We start from the raw sequence: 13,661 nt of genomic DNA on the forward strand, positions 1-13,661 counted from the left end.
GCAGGTCCCAGCCACGCAGCAGGTCCCAGTCGCACAGCAGGCCCCGACCACGCAGCAAGTCCCAGTCGCACAGCAGTTTCCGACCGCACAGCAGGCCCCGAGCACGCACGAAGTCCCGGGAACGCAGTACGGCCCGTCCGCGCAGCAACACTTGCGATTCGGGGCGGGCCAGTAATGACCGCCGAAATCACCGTGTCTGTGCCGGATGCGACAGAATCCGATGGGAAGATCCGTTGTCCGTGGTCGGAGGGGTCTCAGCTTTACCGGGATTATCACGACAACGAATGGGGCAAACCGCTGCATGGGGATGACGCCATGTTCGAGCGGATGTGTCTCGAGGCATTCCAATCGGGGCTGGCGTGGATCACCATTCTGCGTAAGCGTCCGGCCTTCCGAAGCGCATTTGCCGGGTTCGCGATCGAGCGGGTGGCGGCCTTCGGCGATGACGATGTGGCGCGGCTGTTGGCCGATCCCGGCATCGTCCGCAACCGGGCCAAAATCGAAGCGTCGATCGCCAATGCCAGGGTGGCCGCAGACCTCGATATCGGACTGGACGAGTTGATCTGGTCATTCGCGCCGGCTACTCGGCCACGCCCGCGCGCGATTGCCGAGGTGCCCGCGACCACCCCCGAATCCATAGCTCTGGCAAAAGAATTGAAGCGGCGCGGGTTCCGCTTCGTCGGGCCGACGACCGCCTACGCGTTGATGCAGGCGACCGGAATGGTCGACGACCACCTGATGGATTGCTGGGTCTGAGGAGGGCGGCCCAACACAGGCCGAGCGGTCACATTTCGAACTCAGGTATCCGTCCCCTCCGGCGATAGGGAAGAATGGGACGGGTGTAGCTCGCCAAATGCCGGCGAGCTCACTAGTTGGTGACAACTGGAGTTCCAAGAAAGTGCGCAGCATATCGCGCAGATCTGGAGGGAGCAGAGGATGGCGGCCATGAAGCCCCGCACCGGGGACGGTCCCCTCGAGGCAACCAAGGAAGGGCGTGGAATCGTGATGCGGGTTCCACTCGAGGGTGGCGGGCGTTTGGTCGTTGAGCTCACGCCGGATGAAGCGGCAGCGCTCGGTGACGAACTGAAGAGTGTCACCAGCTAATCCCACACTCGCTGATGTGGCCGGTCTGCTGGCCTGTCCGGAATGCGGTTCCGAAATGGAGTCGCAAGATCGGGCGCTGCGCTGCGGACACGGGCACAGTTTCGACATCGCCAAACAGGGTTATGTCAGTCTATTGACCGGTGCGTCGACGAAAATGACCGGCGATACCTCGGCGATGCTGGACGCGCGTGCCGCGTTCCAGGTCGGGGGACATTTCGCGCCGATCGCCGATGCGGTGGCAACGGCTGTCGCGGCCGACCATCGGGTGCTCGGCGGCGCGGCGGTGCTCGAGGTCGGTGCCGGAACCGGCTACTACCTGGCCGCCGTGCTCGATGCCGTCCCGGCCGTCGGGATCGCCTTGGATGTGGCCAAACCCGCGGCCCGACGCTGCGCCCGCGCCCATCCGCGTGCCGCCTCGGTATTAGCCGACGCCTGGCGCGGACTGCCGGTTCGAGACGGTGCGCTGCATCGAGTGGTCTCGGTATTCGCACCACGTAATCCGAGCGAGGTCGCCAGGGTCCTCACTGCCGATGGTCGCTTCGTCGTCGCTACCCCAACCCCACGCCACCTGGCCGAACTTGTCGGCCCACTCGGCCTGGTTACCGTCGATCCGGACAAGGACCGCCGCCTCACCGACGCCATGTCCGGTCACTTCGACGCGGTAGACCGCACCGTCGTCGAATATCCGATGAAGCTCACCCGCACCGATATTCGTAACGTGGTGGCGATGGGCCCGTCCGCCCATCATGCGACCAACCACCTGGATGGCCTGCCGGACACGCTCGAGGTAACCGCCTCGGTCCAGGTCTCGACCTACCAACCTCAGAATTTGCGAACCTGATCGTAGATCGCGACGGTCTGGGCGGCGATCTGCAACCAGTCGAATTCAGCGATGGCACGGTGGCGTCCGGCCGTGCCATATTCGGCGGCGAGCACCGAATCACCGGCGACCTCGTTGACGGCTTCGGCCAGATCGTGTTCGTATTGCTCCGGCGCATTCGCGTCGTAGTGCACCAGACGGCCCGTCTGTCCGTCCACGACTACCTCGGGAATGCCGCCGACATCCGAGGCGACCACCGCGGTCGCACATGCCATGGCCTCGAGATTCACGATTCCGAGGGGTTCGTAAACCGAAGGGCAGACGAACATCGTGGCCGCGGCGAGAATCTGGCGGATCTGCTCGGTCGGCAGCATCTCGCGCACCCAGAACACATTGCCGCGCGCCTCGATGAGTTCGGCGACGGCGGCGGCCACCTCGGTTTCCAGTTCGCGGGTGTCCGGCGCGCCCGCGCACAGCACCAACTGGATTTCCGGATCGAATTCCCGGGCGGCGGCGAGCAGATGCCCGACACCCTTCTGCCGGGTGATGCGACCGACGAAGGCCACGATCGGCCGGTCGGTCCGCACGCCCAATTCGTCCAGGATCATGCGCGATCCCTCGGCGGGCAGTCCCGGATGCCAGACGGTGGCGTCGATGCCGTTGTGCACCACGTGAACCCGGTCCGGATCGATCGTCGGATAGGCGTCGAGCACATCGTGGCGCATACCTTCGCTGACCGCGATGATCGCGTCGGCGTATTCCACGGCATTGCGCTCCGACCACGACGACAGCCGGTAGCCGCCGCCGAGCTGTTCGGCCTTCCACGGCCGCCGTGGCTCCAGCGAATGCGCGGTCAACACGTGCGGGATGCCGTAGAGGGTCGCGGCGAGATGTCCGGCGAGCCCGGTGTACCAGGTATGCGAATGCACCACGTGCACATCACCCGCGGCATCGGCCATCCGCAGCTGGGCCGACATCATCTGCATCGCGGCATTGGCGGCGTAGAGCATCGGATCCGGTTGGTGTACCACGGCATCGGTGCGTTGCATACCCATGCAATGCACGGTCACCTCGCACAACTGCCGCAACTGCGCCGCCAACTGGGTCACATGGACACCTGCCCCGCCGTACACCTCAGGGGGATATTCGCGCGTCAACATAGCAACGCGAAGCCGGTCGTGATCGCCGGCTCCCGCCCCCGCACCCCCACCGCCCGTGCCGAAACTCACGGCTTCAAACTAGACGTTCACTTTGGCATGGGCCACCTGTACCCGCCTCACGCGGTAGTTTGGCAGGTGTGAGGAGCCAGCCGCACGTACTCGGGATCGTGCTCGCCGGTGGCGAGGGTAAGCGCCTGTTCCCCCTCACCGCGGATCGGGCCAAGCCAGCTGTCCCCTTCGGCGGTGCGTATCGATTGATCGACTTCGTACTCAGCAACCTCGTCAACGCGGGCTATCTGCGCCTGTGTGTGCTCACCCAGTACAAATCGCATTCACTGGACCGGCACATCTCGCAGACCTGGCGGCTATCGGGTTTCGCCGGTGAATACATCACGCCGGTGCCCGCCCAGCAGCGGCTCGGTCCGCGCTGGTACACCGGCAGCGCCGACGCGATCATGCAGTCGCTCAACCTGATCTACGACGAGGATCCGGACTACATCGTGGTCTTCGGCGCGGATCACGTGTACCGGATGGATCCGGAGCAGATGGTCCAGCACCACATCGACTCCGGTGCGGGCGTCACCGTCGCGGGCATCAGGGTGCCGCGCAGCGAGGCGAGTGCGTTCGGCTGCATCGATTCCGACGAGTCCGGGCGGATCACTCAATTCCTGGAGAAGCCCGCGCATCCGCCGGGCACACCTGACGATCCGAACGTCACCTTCGCCTCGATGGGCAACTACGTCTTCACCACCAAGGTGCTGGTCGATTCGATCCGCGCGGACTCCGACAACTCCGATTCCGATCACGATATGGGCGGTGACATCATCCCGGCGCTGGTCGCCGCGGGCGAGGCCTCGGTCTACGACTTCGCCGATAACGAGGTGCCCGGCGCCACCGAGCGCGACCGCGGCTACTGGCGCGATGTCGGCACCATCGATGCCTTCTACGCGGCCCATATGGATCTGGTCTCGGTGCATCCGGTCTTCAACCTCTACAACAAGCACTGGCCCATTCGCGGTGCGGCGGAGAATCTGCCGCCGGCCAAGTTCGCGCAGGGCGGGCTCGCGCAGGAGTGCGTGGTCGGCGCCGGTTGCATCCTTTCGGCCGCGACCGTGCGCAATTCGGTGCTCAGCTCCAATGTCATGGTGGACGACGGCGCGACCGTCGAGGGCAGTGTGATCATGCCCGGCGTCCGGATCGGGCGCGGCGCGGTGGTGCGGCGCGCGATTCTGGACAAGAACGTGGTGGTCGGCGAGGGCGAGATCATCGGCGTGGATCTGGACCGGGATCGGGATCGCTTCGCGGTCAGCAACGGCGGCGTGGTGACGGTCGGCAAGGGCGTCTGGGTCTAGCCGAAATCGCTACTGCGACTGCGACGGACAGAACGGCGCGCAGGCACCGGGTGTTTTCGGCACCGTCGTGGCCGGCGACTTATCGCCGAAATCGGCGGTGACGACCAATAACATCAGCACAACGGCGATACCGAGCACCAGCACAAGAATGATCGCCGAGCGGCCCCAGTCGATCGGATCTCGATCATCATCATCGCGAAACACGCTGAACCTCTCGCTGGACCTCTCCCCGATGGCCACCCTGGGACATCCTCTACTCCTGGATACCCAGTCGGCGGCGGTTTCGCGCGAAATATTTCCGACGGTTATCGCGGACCGGGCTGCGGTGGCGCGACGGTGCAGAACGGTTCGCACGGACCGGGAGTCAGCGGAACTTTTGTCCGCTCGGTGCCGAAATCAGCATTACTGACCCACACCAGCACCACCACGGCCAGCACCATGATGAAAATCAGAAGGCCGAGTGCGGGCAGTAAACAACCGCCGCTGGCTCGTCCCCCATTGATCGTGTGGCCGATATGGCCGATTTCTAGGATCTGGGTTCCGCGTTCCCACACCATGGGCATACCTTGCCGTCGTCGAACCTGGCATCAGCTCGAATACCCGTCCGGCGGCGGCGAAATCAGCACACGGTCAACGAAATCCAAACGCTCCCAACGTTTATGAATAGCCGGACGGTTACTAGCCGCGCGATGCGCAGAGCAGACCGTCCCCGACCGGGATCAGCACGCTGGTGAGTTCGGGATCCTCGGCGATCGCCCTGGTCGCGGCGCGTACGGCCTGGGTCGCGGGATCGCGCTGGGTCTGGTCCGGGACCCGGCCACCGAGTAGCGCATTGTGCAGCACGATCGCGCCGCCGGCGCGCAGCAGCCGCACGGCCTGGGTGACGTATTGCGGATGCTCGAGCGGGGCGGCGTCGATGAACACCAGGTCATAGGCACCGTCGGCGAGCCGGGGCAGCACATCGAGGGCTCGGCCGTTGATCAATCGGGTACGCGCGGGCGGGATCTCGGCGGTGCGGAACGCCTCCTTGGCCGCACGCTGATGCTCGGGTTCGGAATCGATGGTGGTCAGGGTCCCGTCCTCACGCATGCCATCCAGTAGCCACAGGCCGCTGATCCCCGCGCCCGTCCCCACCTCTACCACCGCGCGTGCGCTCAGCAGCTGGGCATACATGCTCAGCAGGGCGCCTACCGAGGGTGGTACGGGTAACGCGCCGAGTTCAGTGGCCCGCTCACGCGCGCTGACGAGGACCTCGTCTTCCACGACGGATTCCTCCACGTAGGAGAGATTTCGCTCCAGATTCGATGCCACGCCTATGAATCTAGGGCACGAAGTCGCAAGTTTGGCTCATCGGTGAAGCGTTATCCCGTGGCTGAGCGATTAATTGTTCGGCGGGGGCGGGGGCGGGATTCTCAGGTGTCCCTCAGGATCTCCACACCCTCGGCATATCGAGGCAAGAAAGAGTATGGGCAAGCAAGACCAGCCGACCGTCCGGCACGGGGCGCGGGAACAACGACATACCGATCGTCTGTTGTAACCGTACGTGACGATCCGAGACCCGGATCGCCACTAGATCCGCAGCCACGGTCCCGAGTAGGAGGTATCACCATCCATATGGACAGAGGGTCATTTTCGGCGCTCCAGGTGCCCTCCGTGGTTACGCAAGCTACCGCCTCCGGGCACGTCGCTCACGCCAGGGCGGCGCGCGAGTTCGCCACCCTGCCAGCGCAAGCTCTCCCGACGGAAGCGGCGCAAGTTCTCCCGACGGAGGCCGAAATGCACGACGAGGACCTCACCGAAATCGAACTGACCGGCACCGCGGCCTTCGACGCGACGGGCGACCGTTCCGCGATGCCGACCTGGGACGAGTTGGTCCGCGAACATGCCGACCGGGTGTACCGGCTGGCCTACCGACTTTCCGGCGACGCTCAGGACGCCGATGATCTGACCCAGGAAACCTTCATCCGGGTTTTCCGTTCGCTGTCGAATTACCAGCCGGGCACCTTCGAGGGCTGGCTGCACCGCATCACCACGAACCTGTTCCTGGACATGGTGCGCAGGCGCAACCGGATCCGGATGGAGGCGCTGCCCGAAGATTACGACCGGGTGCCCGCCGAGGGCCCGAGCCCGGAGCAGGCCTATCACGACGCCCGCCTGGATCCCGACCTGCAATCCGCCCTGGATTCGCTGGCTCCGGAGTTCCGCGCGGCGGTCGTGCTCTGCGATATCGAGGGTCTGTCCTACGAAGAGATCGGCGCGACCCTCGGTGTCAAGCTCGGCACCGTGCGCAGCCGCATCCACCGCGGCCGTCAGGCGCTGCGCGACTACCTTGCGCATAATGGAAGTGAGCAGCGGTTCGCCGCTGACGCGAACCTGGGGTGATCCGGCGCGAGCCGTACCGCACCCGGCGGCCGGATATCCGTTCGGTCGAGCGCAGAAGTGGATGAGTCGGTTGGAAGGGTGAGCACTGAATGAGTGGCGACGCCAGCACGTCAGGTCGTCCCCGTTTCCGTCCCACCGAGCATCTGGCCAGCGAGGCGATCGCGGCCTATGTGGACGGCGAACTGCGGATGAATGCCTATCTGCGTGCCGCCCAACATCTTTCCGTCTGCCCCGAATGCGCGGCGGAGGTCGATGCACAGCAGCAGGCGCGGATCGCACTGCGCCGGGCCGGTCAGGTGTCGATTCCGACCGATCTGCACGACAGCCTCACCCGCATTCCGCTCGCCGAACTACCCGGCGGCGCGACGAGCGCGGCCGCCCGGCCGCCCGCCGGAAGCCCCCGCAACGAGGCGGTTTTCGGATTTCTGACCGATTCGTTCACCGCGACCCGGTGGACAACCTGGTGGCGCAAGTAGAGTTTGCCGAGTGACCACCGAATCGACGAATTCCGGGCCGTCGGAATCGCGGCCCACCGCAGGCGACACCTCCGATTCGGCGACCAGGGGGAAGCTGAATTCATCCGCACCGCCGGCTGCCACCTCCCTCAGGCCGTCGGACGCGCCGACACTCGGACCACGCCCGGTCTACCGCCCCCACGTGGACAATCACACGGCGAGCGCTTTCCGCCGCCCCACCGGTCAGGCCGGTTCATTCGGCGAGCAGCCCAGGTCGGCCGGTTCGGTCGTCCCGCAGGTCGGGCCGGAACTGCACAACAGCCCGCCCGACGCGGTGCTCGCCGAGGCCTTCGGACGCCCCGACGGCTCCACCGAACTCCTCCAGCGTGATCCCGACGCCACCGACACCGGCGCCCCCGTGGCCGGTCCGGCCGATCCGTGGCGCGACCCCGATGCCGCCGCGCGCCTCGGCGCGCCCGCCGTCGCGACCCCGCGCCCCGCGCCGCTGCCGCAGGCGCGCAAGCTTTCGGCCAGGGAGGTGCTCTTCGGCTCCCGGGTGGCGCCCAAGGGGCTGGCCCTGCTCGCGGCCGTCGCGCTGGCCATCGGTGTGCTCGGCGGACTGGTCGGCCGGTTGACCGCGGAGGCGACCTCCCCGCTGACATCGCGCAAGGTCACCCTGGAGCAGTCGGGCGAGATCGAGCGCCCGCACGGTCTGATCGCCAAGGTGGCCAATGCGGTGCTGCCCTCGGTGGTATCGATCCGGGTCACCGTCGGCGACAACGGCGCGACCGGTTCCGGTGTCGTCATCGACGGTGGGGGCTACATCGCCACCAACAATCACGTGATTTCGATGGCGGCACAGGACAAGTCGAACCGGGCCGCCATTCAGGTGACTTTCTCCGACGGCAGCCGGGTGCCCGCCAATATCGTCGGACGCGATCCGAAGACCGACCTTGCGGTACTCAAGGTCGATGTGAAGAATCTCACTGTCGCCAATCTGGGCAAGTCCAAGGACGTCCAGGTGGGTGACGACGTGCTGGCGATCGGTTCGCCGCTCGGCCTGAGCAAGACCGTCACCTCGGGCATCGTCAGTGCGCTGCACCGTCCGGTCGCGCTTTCCGGTGAGGGCAGCGATACCAAGGCCGTCATCGACGCGGTGCAGACCGACGCCTCGATCAACCCGGGTAACTCCGGTGGCGCACTGGTCGACATGGAGGGCAGGGTCATCGGCATCAATACCGCGATCCGCAGTGAGACCGGCGGTTCGGTCGGCCTCGGCTTCGCGATTCCGGTGGATATGGTGACCAGTATCGCGCAGACCCTGATCCACGACGGCCAGGTGCACCACCCGAAGATCGGTCTCAGCGCGCGCAGCAAGCAGGTCGCAAACGATGTGATGAGCGGTGCGGCCGTCGCCGATGTGGAACCCGGCGGACCCGCGGCCAAGGCCGGAATCGTCGAGAACGACGTCATCGTGAAGATCGGCGATCGCGAGGTGACCGGCCCGGACGAGCTGGTGGTCGCGGTGCAGCAGCGCAAGATCGGCGACACGGTTAACGTGCAGTTGATCCGCGATGGCAGGCAGGTGGACGTGCCGGTCACACTGGAGTCGGACTGAGCCGCGGATGGAATCCGGAGCGGCTCGGCAACGTCGGCCCAGGTAGCCTGGAACCGTGTTCAGCAACATCAGCTGGGGCGAGATGGTCATCCTCCTCGTCGCCGCCCTCGTGATCCTCGGCCCGGAGCGACTGCCCGGGGCGATTCGCTGGACCACGCAGAGCCTGCGCAAGGCTCGCGACTACGCCAGCGGCGCGACCCAGCAGCTGCAGCAGGAGCTCGGACCCGAATTCGAGGACTTGCGTAAGCCGCTGGCCGATCTGAACGAGCTGCGCCAGATGTCGCCGCGTCAGATGGTCACCAAACATCTTCTGAATGGCGACGATTCGGTTTTCCGCGAATTCGAGAAGGCGATTCCGGATAAGCAGGACCTGCTCGGCACCAGCAGCGGCATGCCGGACTACCCGATGCCCAAGCTCGAAAAGCCGTTGGAGCACAACGAACGTCCGCCGATCGACACCGACGCGACGTAACTGTGTTCGATTTGCCGCGCCTTCGGCGCGGCGTGTTCGCGGCCCCCTGGTGTCTCGCGTTCGAGCCGTCGAGACTCGCGACTTCGTCGCATGCGCTTCGACGGCTCGGCTGTGTTCGATGGCCGCACCTTCGGTGCGGACGCGAGACGGGCCGCGAACGTCGCTCGTAAGACTCGCTCCGTCGTGGTTGCCAAGGGCTGCAATAAGTCTGTGGTGTCAAGCAGACTAGACGCTTGATCGTGTCGAGATGTCTAGACTTCGCACATGTCGGCCGATGACGTGGCGCGCGTTTTCGCGATCGAAGATAAAGTCGAGCGACTCAAGGCGGCCACCGATGGGGTGGCGGCGGCCCAGCAGACCATCAACGAGCTAACCCGCATCCGCAGGGCGGTGATCAGGGAACTTCACGCCGAAGGCTGGACCTTTGCCAGAATCGGTGCGGCGGCGGGACTTTCCCGCGCGCGGATCCATCAGGTGAGTACCCAGGGTCCCGCACCGGAAGGTTTGTTTTTCGGGCACGGATCGCTCACGGTAATCGCACCGGAGGTGCGCGGCGGCCGAGTGCTCGGCGCACCGGATCCGAGTGCGGCACAACGACTGGTGGAGCTACTGCGCGAACTCGGCTTCACCGCAACGGTCGAACACTTCCTGCCGGGCCGACCCGTCGACCTGAATCGGGACGGGCTGATCGTGCTCGGCGGGCCCGAACTCTCGCCGAGCATTCGTCAGCTCATCGCGGCCGATCCGCGACTGCGGCGAGCGGTGGCACGGGCCGGGGATGCCCGGCGCGGCATCGAGGATCGGGCGGCCCGGCGGGTATACCGGCCCGGCGGTCCGGAACCGCACGATATCGCCTATGTCGCGCGGCTCCCGCGTCCCGATGGGCGCGGCACCGCGCTGATCATCGACGGTCTACATCCGCCCGGCTCGCTCGGCGCAATCCGTTTGCTCGCAACCAGATTGGCGACGCTACACGAACGCGCTGCCACACATCTGTTTTCGGTACTGGTCGCCGTCCGCTACGACCGTTCCACCGGTGAACCGGTCGATGCGGATCTACTCACCCCGGTTTACCGGCACGATGCTGAGCCGAGATCAACCTCCGGCCTCCGACGCTGAAGCGTCGACCGTTGGAAACCTTTGACGATCAAGTAGCGCTCGCGACCGTCGCGCGGCACCGTGGGGTTCAGCGGAGTCGCTCGATACTCGCTTGTGCCCGTGAACCCAGGTAGGTAGATCACAGCAGCCCGCTATGACCCCGCGATATGTCACACATCACCTACACCTTTTATCTCGGCTCGATAACCGCGATATCAAGGTAGCTAGCTGATAACTATGCAGGTGGGAGGGGTTTCTCTGGTTTGCGGATCTGCGAGCGCGGCTTGCCGAGGCGGCCGAGCGAAGTCATCCGGACGGTGTCGAGCACGCCGCACCGCGGGAACTCGGGCGCAGCGCATAGGAACTGGTCGGTAGCTAGGCTCGAGGGCAGCGACGACGAAAGGCTTCGCCCGGGAAAGGATCGGTGGCCGTGCGCACGATGCTCGAACAGTTGGTGCAGTTGGCCGATCGAGAGCCGGTGGCGTTGGCCCGCATCGTGGATGCGACGGGGCCGGGGCCGCGCGAATTGGGCGCGGCGATGGTGGTTACCGCAGATGGTGAGGTGCTCGGCTCGTTATCGGGCGGCTGTGTCGAGGCCACGGTGGTCGAGTCGGCACGGGAAGTGTTGGCCAGTGGGCGTGCGGTATCGGATCGGTTCGGATATGCCGAGGCCGACGGTTTCGCGGTTGGGCTGACCTGCGGGGGCGAGATCGAGGTCTTCGTCGAGCGCGTCGATGAGTCTCGGCTGCCGATGCTTTCGGCATTGCGTGCGGCGATCGCGGCGGGTCAGCCGGTTTCGCTGGCCACCACCCTGGATGCCGCCCCGGACTGGAAACTCTTGCGTCCCGGCGATTCCGAGCCCTGGCGCGGCGTCGACCGCGATGCGCAGGCGCTGCTCGCGGCCGGACACAGTGGTCTGGTCGGCTCGGACGAATGCGAAACAGTGCAGGCCCCGCGCCCGCGCGTCTTCGTCCAGACCTTCGCCGCCCCGGCCCGCATGATCCTGGCGGGCGCCAATGACTTCGTTCGAGCCCTCGCCCGCACGGGCCACCAACTCGGCTACCGCGTCACCGTCGTCGACGCCCGCGAAACCTTCACCACCCCAGCCCGATTCCCCTCCGCCCATGAGGTAGTCGTCGACTGGCCGCACCGCTATCTGACCGCCGAGCACGCCGCCGGACGCATCGATGCGCGCACCGTGGTCTGTGTTCTCACCCACGACACCAAATTCGATGTGCCGATGCTCGTGGCGGCGTTGGGCATCGCTGAAATCGGTTTCGTCGGGGCACTGGGTTCGCGGCGCACACATGCCGAACGCATAGCACGCCTGCGTGCAGCGGGTATCACTGACGATCAGCTGGCACGCCTGAAAAGCCCACTAGGCCTTGACCTCAATGCCCATACGCCCGACGAAACCGCCATCTCGATAGCCGCCCAGATTCTCGCCGAGCGTGGTGGTGCGTCAGCCCGGCCATTGGCACGAACCGACGGCCCGATCCATCATTGACCCAGCGATCTACGCCCTGCTACTTACCAGTGCCGCAAGATCCAACGTGATCGACGCACCGGCCAGGTCGAGCACTGCCCGCCCGGACTTCTCGCCGACCAATTCCTATTCCCTGTCGATCAATCGATATGCCGTCGGGCTGACCGGGTCATCGGATGGAACCGGGTTCGGTGCTCTTGTCCGCATTCGGAGATCTTGGGCAAGAGATCTGGTGGCGGGCGCCCGAGATCTGCGTGGTCACATACGGAGCTGCGGACCGGTGACCTGTTCGCCCCTACTTGCCCGCTGTGACCAGGCCGAACACCATGTCAGTTGGCACGTCAGATCGGTATCAGGTCGGTGTCAGCCGGGCCGGTGACAGTATTGGCATGAACAACACAGCGAAGAACTCGAACAGCAGCCGGAACGACTCGACCTGGACCGACATGGTTGTCGTCGACGACACCGCACTGGCGGTGACCGACACCGGCGGCCCCGGTCGTCCGGTGCTCTACCTCAACGGCTCCTACGCTACCCAACGCAGCTGGCGGCCCGTCATCTCCGAACTCGGCACCGACTGGCGCCACATCACCTACGACGAGCGCGCTCGCGGCAAGTCGAAGAAGTCGGCGGACTATTCGTTCGAGGGCTGCCTGCGCGATATCGACGCCGTCCTCGCCGCACGCGGTGTGCAGCGACCGCTGCTGGTGGGCTGGTCCTACGGGGCAGCGCTCGCATTGCATTGGGCCACACGCAATCCCGACCGTGTCGCCGGAGTGGTCATGGTCGACGGCGGCTATCCGTGGGACTACCTGGCCACCGTCGATAACGGTGACCGCGAGGCCGGACGGGAGGAGATCCGGCGGCTGTTCCGGCAGATGCGGGTACCGATGGCGATGGCCAGCCTGCTGGGTTTGGCCGCTCGGATGAACCCCGCACAGGCCGCCGAGGTCAACATCGAGCTGAACGAGATCGTCGCCGCCAGCGACCCCGTCTTCGACCTCGTCACCTTCCCGATGCGGTTCGTCGTGGGCTCCGGCGCCGCCCAAGGCGCCACCGAGGAAGGACACGCGGCGATGCGTGCCACCCTGGATCCGGTGCTCGCCCGCAACCCCAACGTTCAGGTGAGCGCGAAGGTCACCAGCAACCACACCAGCATCGTGCGCAAAGACTTCCGCGCCATCGCCGCCGCCGCTCGAGAAGCCGCCGCCGCACAGCAAAGCGCAGGTCACTGACGACATGGCAGAGAGCTCACCATCAGCCAGGCCACGGCCTTCGACCCGCGCCGGCATCCGCTCATCAGCTACATATCGTGTGTTGAGTGAGTGGCCCGGGCCGGAGCCGCGGCCGACTGGCTTGTATCGGCCGCTCCGTCGTCTTCAGTTGCCGTACTGTTTGGTTTCGGGTCGTTCGATCATGATCCCGTGAGCCGGTTCCTCGGCCACCGGCCGATGCTCGACTCCGCGCGGAACGACGAAGATTTCGCCGGGAACGAGCGTCACCGGCTCGTGGTCTTGTAGTTCGATGCGGAAGGTGCCGCTCCAGCACAGGAACAGTTCGTCCTCGTCGTGGTGGTGCCAGGGGAATGCGCCGTGGAAGCGGGCGATGCGTACTACGGCGTCGTTTGCCGTAGCCAGGTCCCGCGGCTGCCATGGTCCGGTCAGGTCATCGACGACATCGGTGATCGAGATCTTGCTCATGACTTCATCCTCGC

16 protein-coding genes are annotated in these 13,661 nt (G+C 65.7%); 11 read left to right on the top strand and 5 right to left on the bottom strand.

Annotation, left to right across the window (positions count from 1 at the left end; all coding sequences use genetic code 11):
- Positions 1 to 174: 174 nt before the first annotated feature.
- From AB0J47_RS12515 to AB0J47_RS12525, 3 genes are all read left to right on the top strand, one after another.
- A complete protein-coding gene (locus tag AB0J47_RS12515) occupies positions 175 to 756 on the top strand; it encodes a DNA-3-methyladenine glycosylase I (protein ID WP_364344352.1) in 582 nt (193 codons plus the stop codon).
- 180 nt (positions 757 to 936) lie between these two features.
- A complete protein-coding gene (locus AB0J47_RS12520) occupies positions 937 to 1,104 on the top strand; it encodes a DUF3117 domain-containing protein (RefSeq protein WP_011211259.1) in 168 nt (55 codons plus the stop codon).
- Positions 1,105 to 1,120: 16 nt separating this feature from the next.
- The gene (locus AB0J47_RS12525; RefSeq protein WP_364344355.1) at positions 1,121 to 1,945 is read left to right on the top strand and encodes a putative RNA methyltransferase; all 825 of its coding nucleotides are present in this window, start codon (positions 1,121 to 1,123) and stop codon (positions 1,943 to 1,945) included.
- Here AB0J47_RS12525 and glgA read toward each other — a convergent pair.
- Positions 1,927 to 3,084, bottom strand: coding sequence for a glycogen synthase (gene glgA / locus AB0J47_RS12530; RefSeq protein ID WP_364344611.1), 1,158 nt, complete (start codon positions 3,082 to 3,084; stop codon positions 1,927 to 1,929). The two genes, AB0J47_RS12525 and glgA, sit on opposite strands and share 19 nt — an antisense overlap.
- Positions 3,085 to 3,221: 137 nt before the next feature.
- Between glgA and glgC the strand changes: the two genes are divergently transcribed.
- Complete coding sequence (glgC, locus tag AB0J47_RS12535) at positions 3,222 to 4,436, top strand: glucose-1-phosphate adenylyltransferase (RefSeq protein ID WP_364344358.1); 1,215 nt, start codon at positions 3,222 to 3,224, stop codon at positions 4,434 to 4,436.
- A gap of 9 nt (positions 4,437 to 4,445) precedes the next feature.
- Here the strand turns inward: glgC and AB0J47_RS12540 are convergent, their stop codons facing one another.
- The 3 genes from AB0J47_RS12540 to AB0J47_RS12550 form a co-directional block, all read right to left on the bottom strand.
- Entirely contained in the window at positions 4,446 to 4,640 is a 195-nt protein-coding gene (locus tag AB0J47_RS12540; protein ID WP_364344361.1) for a hypothetical protein, read from the bottom strand.
- Positions 4,641 to 4,741: 101 nt separating this feature from the next.
- Entirely contained in the window at positions 4,742 to 4,993 is a 252-nt protein-coding gene (locus AB0J47_RS12545; protein WP_364344364.1) for a hypothetical protein, read from the bottom strand.
- 121 nt (positions 4,994 to 5,114) lie between these two features.
- Positions 5,115 to 5,753: an O-methyltransferase gene (locus AB0J47_RS12550; RefSeq protein WP_364344613.1), complete on the bottom strand. Its 639-nt coding sequence runs from the start codon at positions 5,751 to 5,753 to the stop codon at positions 5,115 to 5,117.
- Positions 5,754 to 6,212: 459 nt separating this feature from the next.
- On the opposite strand from AB0J47_RS12550, the gene sigE reads away from it, so the two are divergent.
- From sigE to AB0J47_RS12585, 7 genes are all read left to right on the top strand, one after another.
- Positions 6,213 to 6,818 carry an RNA polymerase sigma factor SigE gene (sigE, locus tag AB0J47_RS12555; protein WP_364344615.1) on the top strand — a complete coding sequence of 202 codons (606 nt, stop codon included), beginning with the start codon at positions 6,213 to 6,215 and terminating at the stop codon, positions 6,816 to 6,818.
- A gap of 89 nt (positions 6,819 to 6,907) precedes the next feature.
- Positions 6,908 to 7,294: a hypothetical protein gene (locus AB0J47_RS12560; protein WP_040695126.1), complete on the top strand. Its 387-nt coding sequence runs from the start codon at positions 6,908 to 6,910 to the stop codon at positions 7,292 to 7,294.
- Positions 7,295 to 7,388: 94 nt separating this feature from the next.
- Positions 7,389 to 8,891, top strand: a complete 1,503-nt coding sequence (locus tag AB0J47_RS12565; protein ID WP_364344617.1) for a trypsin-like peptidase domain-containing protein — start codon at positions 7,389 to 7,391, stop codon at positions 8,889 to 8,891.
- A gap of 55 nt (positions 8,892 to 8,946) precedes the next feature.
- Positions 8,947 to 9,363 (top strand): Sec-independent protein translocase protein TatB, encoded by a 417-nt coding sequence (tatB, locus tag AB0J47_RS12570; protein ID WP_364344368.1) that lies wholly within the window; start codon positions 8,947 to 8,949, stop codon positions 9,361 to 9,363.
- A gap of 264 nt (positions 9,364 to 9,627) precedes the next feature.
- Complete coding sequence (locus tag AB0J47_RS12575) at positions 9,628 to 10,482, top strand: hypothetical protein (RefSeq protein WP_364344371.1); 855 nt, start codon at positions 9,628 to 9,630, stop codon at positions 10,480 to 10,482.
- 418 nt (positions 10,483 to 10,900) lie between these two features.
- Positions 10,901 to 11,968 carry an XdhC/CoxI family protein gene (locus AB0J47_RS12580; protein WP_364344620.1) on the top strand — a complete coding sequence of 356 codons (1,068 nt, stop codon included), beginning with the start codon at positions 10,901 to 10,903 and terminating at the stop codon, positions 11,966 to 11,968.
- A 368-nt stretch (positions 11,969 to 12,336) separates the two neighbouring features.
- Complete coding sequence (locus AB0J47_RS12585; protein ID WP_364344374.1) at positions 12,337 to 13,182, top strand: alpha/beta hydrolase; 846 nt, start codon at positions 12,337 to 12,339, stop codon at positions 13,180 to 13,182.
- A gap of 144 nt (positions 13,183 to 13,326) precedes the next feature.
- Here the strand turns inward: AB0J47_RS12585 and AB0J47_RS12590 are convergent, their stop codons facing one another.
- Positions 13,327 to 13,647, bottom strand: coding sequence for a cupin domain-containing protein (locus tag AB0J47_RS12590; RefSeq protein ID WP_364344377.1), 321 nt, complete (start codon positions 13,645 to 13,647; stop codon positions 13,327 to 13,329).
- Positions 13,648 to 13,661: the final 14 nt, after the last annotated feature.

Origin of the sequence: Nocardia sp. NPDC049737 (assembly GCF_040674755.1) — a bacterium.
Lineage (GTDB): Bacteria > Actinomycetota > Actinomycetes > Mycobacteriales > Mycobacteriaceae > Nocardia.

What these genes read in the sequence shown, in the direction of transcription:
- AB0J47_RS12585 (WP_364344374.1), top strand. Translation starts at nt 12,337, where the DNA reads ATGAACAACACAGCGAAGAACTCGAACAGCAGCCGGAACGACTCGACC.
- glgA (WP_364344611.1), bottom strand. Translation starts at nt 3,084, where the DNA reads ATGTTGACGCGCGAATATCCCCCTGAGGTGTACGGCGGGGCAGGTGTC.
- AB0J47_RS12590 (WP_364344377.1), bottom strand. Translation starts at nt 13,647, where the DNA reads ATGAGCAAGATCTCGATCACCGATGTCGTCGATGACCTGACCGGACCA.
- AB0J47_RS12545 (WP_364344364.1), bottom strand. Translation starts at nt 4,993, where the DNA reads ATGGTGTGGGAACGCGGAACCCAGATCCTAGAAATCGGCCATATCGGC.
- AB0J47_RS12580 (WP_364344620.1), top strand. Translation starts at nt 10,901, where the DNA reads ATGCTCGAACAGTTGGTGCAGTTGGCCGATCGAGAGCCGGTGGCGTTG.
- AB0J47_RS12515 (WP_364344352.1), top strand. Translation starts at nt 175, where the DNA reads ATGACCGCCGAAATCACCGTGTCTGTGCCGGATGCGACAGAATCCGAT.
- AB0J47_RS12560 (WP_040695126.1), top strand. Translation starts at nt 6,908, where the DNA reads ATGAGTGGCGACGCCAGCACGTCAGGTCGTCCCCGTTTCCGTCCCACC.
- sigE (WP_364344615.1), top strand. Translation starts at nt 6,213, where the DNA reads ATGCACGACGAGGACCTCACCGAAATCGAACTGACCGGCACCGCGGCC.
- AB0J47_RS12520 (WP_011211259.1), top strand. Translation starts at nt 937, where the DNA reads ATGGCGGCCATGAAGCCCCGCACCGGGGACGGTCCCCTCGAGGCAACC.
- AB0J47_RS12575 (WP_364344371.1), top strand. Translation starts at nt 9,628, where the DNA reads ATGTCGGCCGATGACGTGGCGCGCGTTTTCGCGATCGAAGATAAAGTC.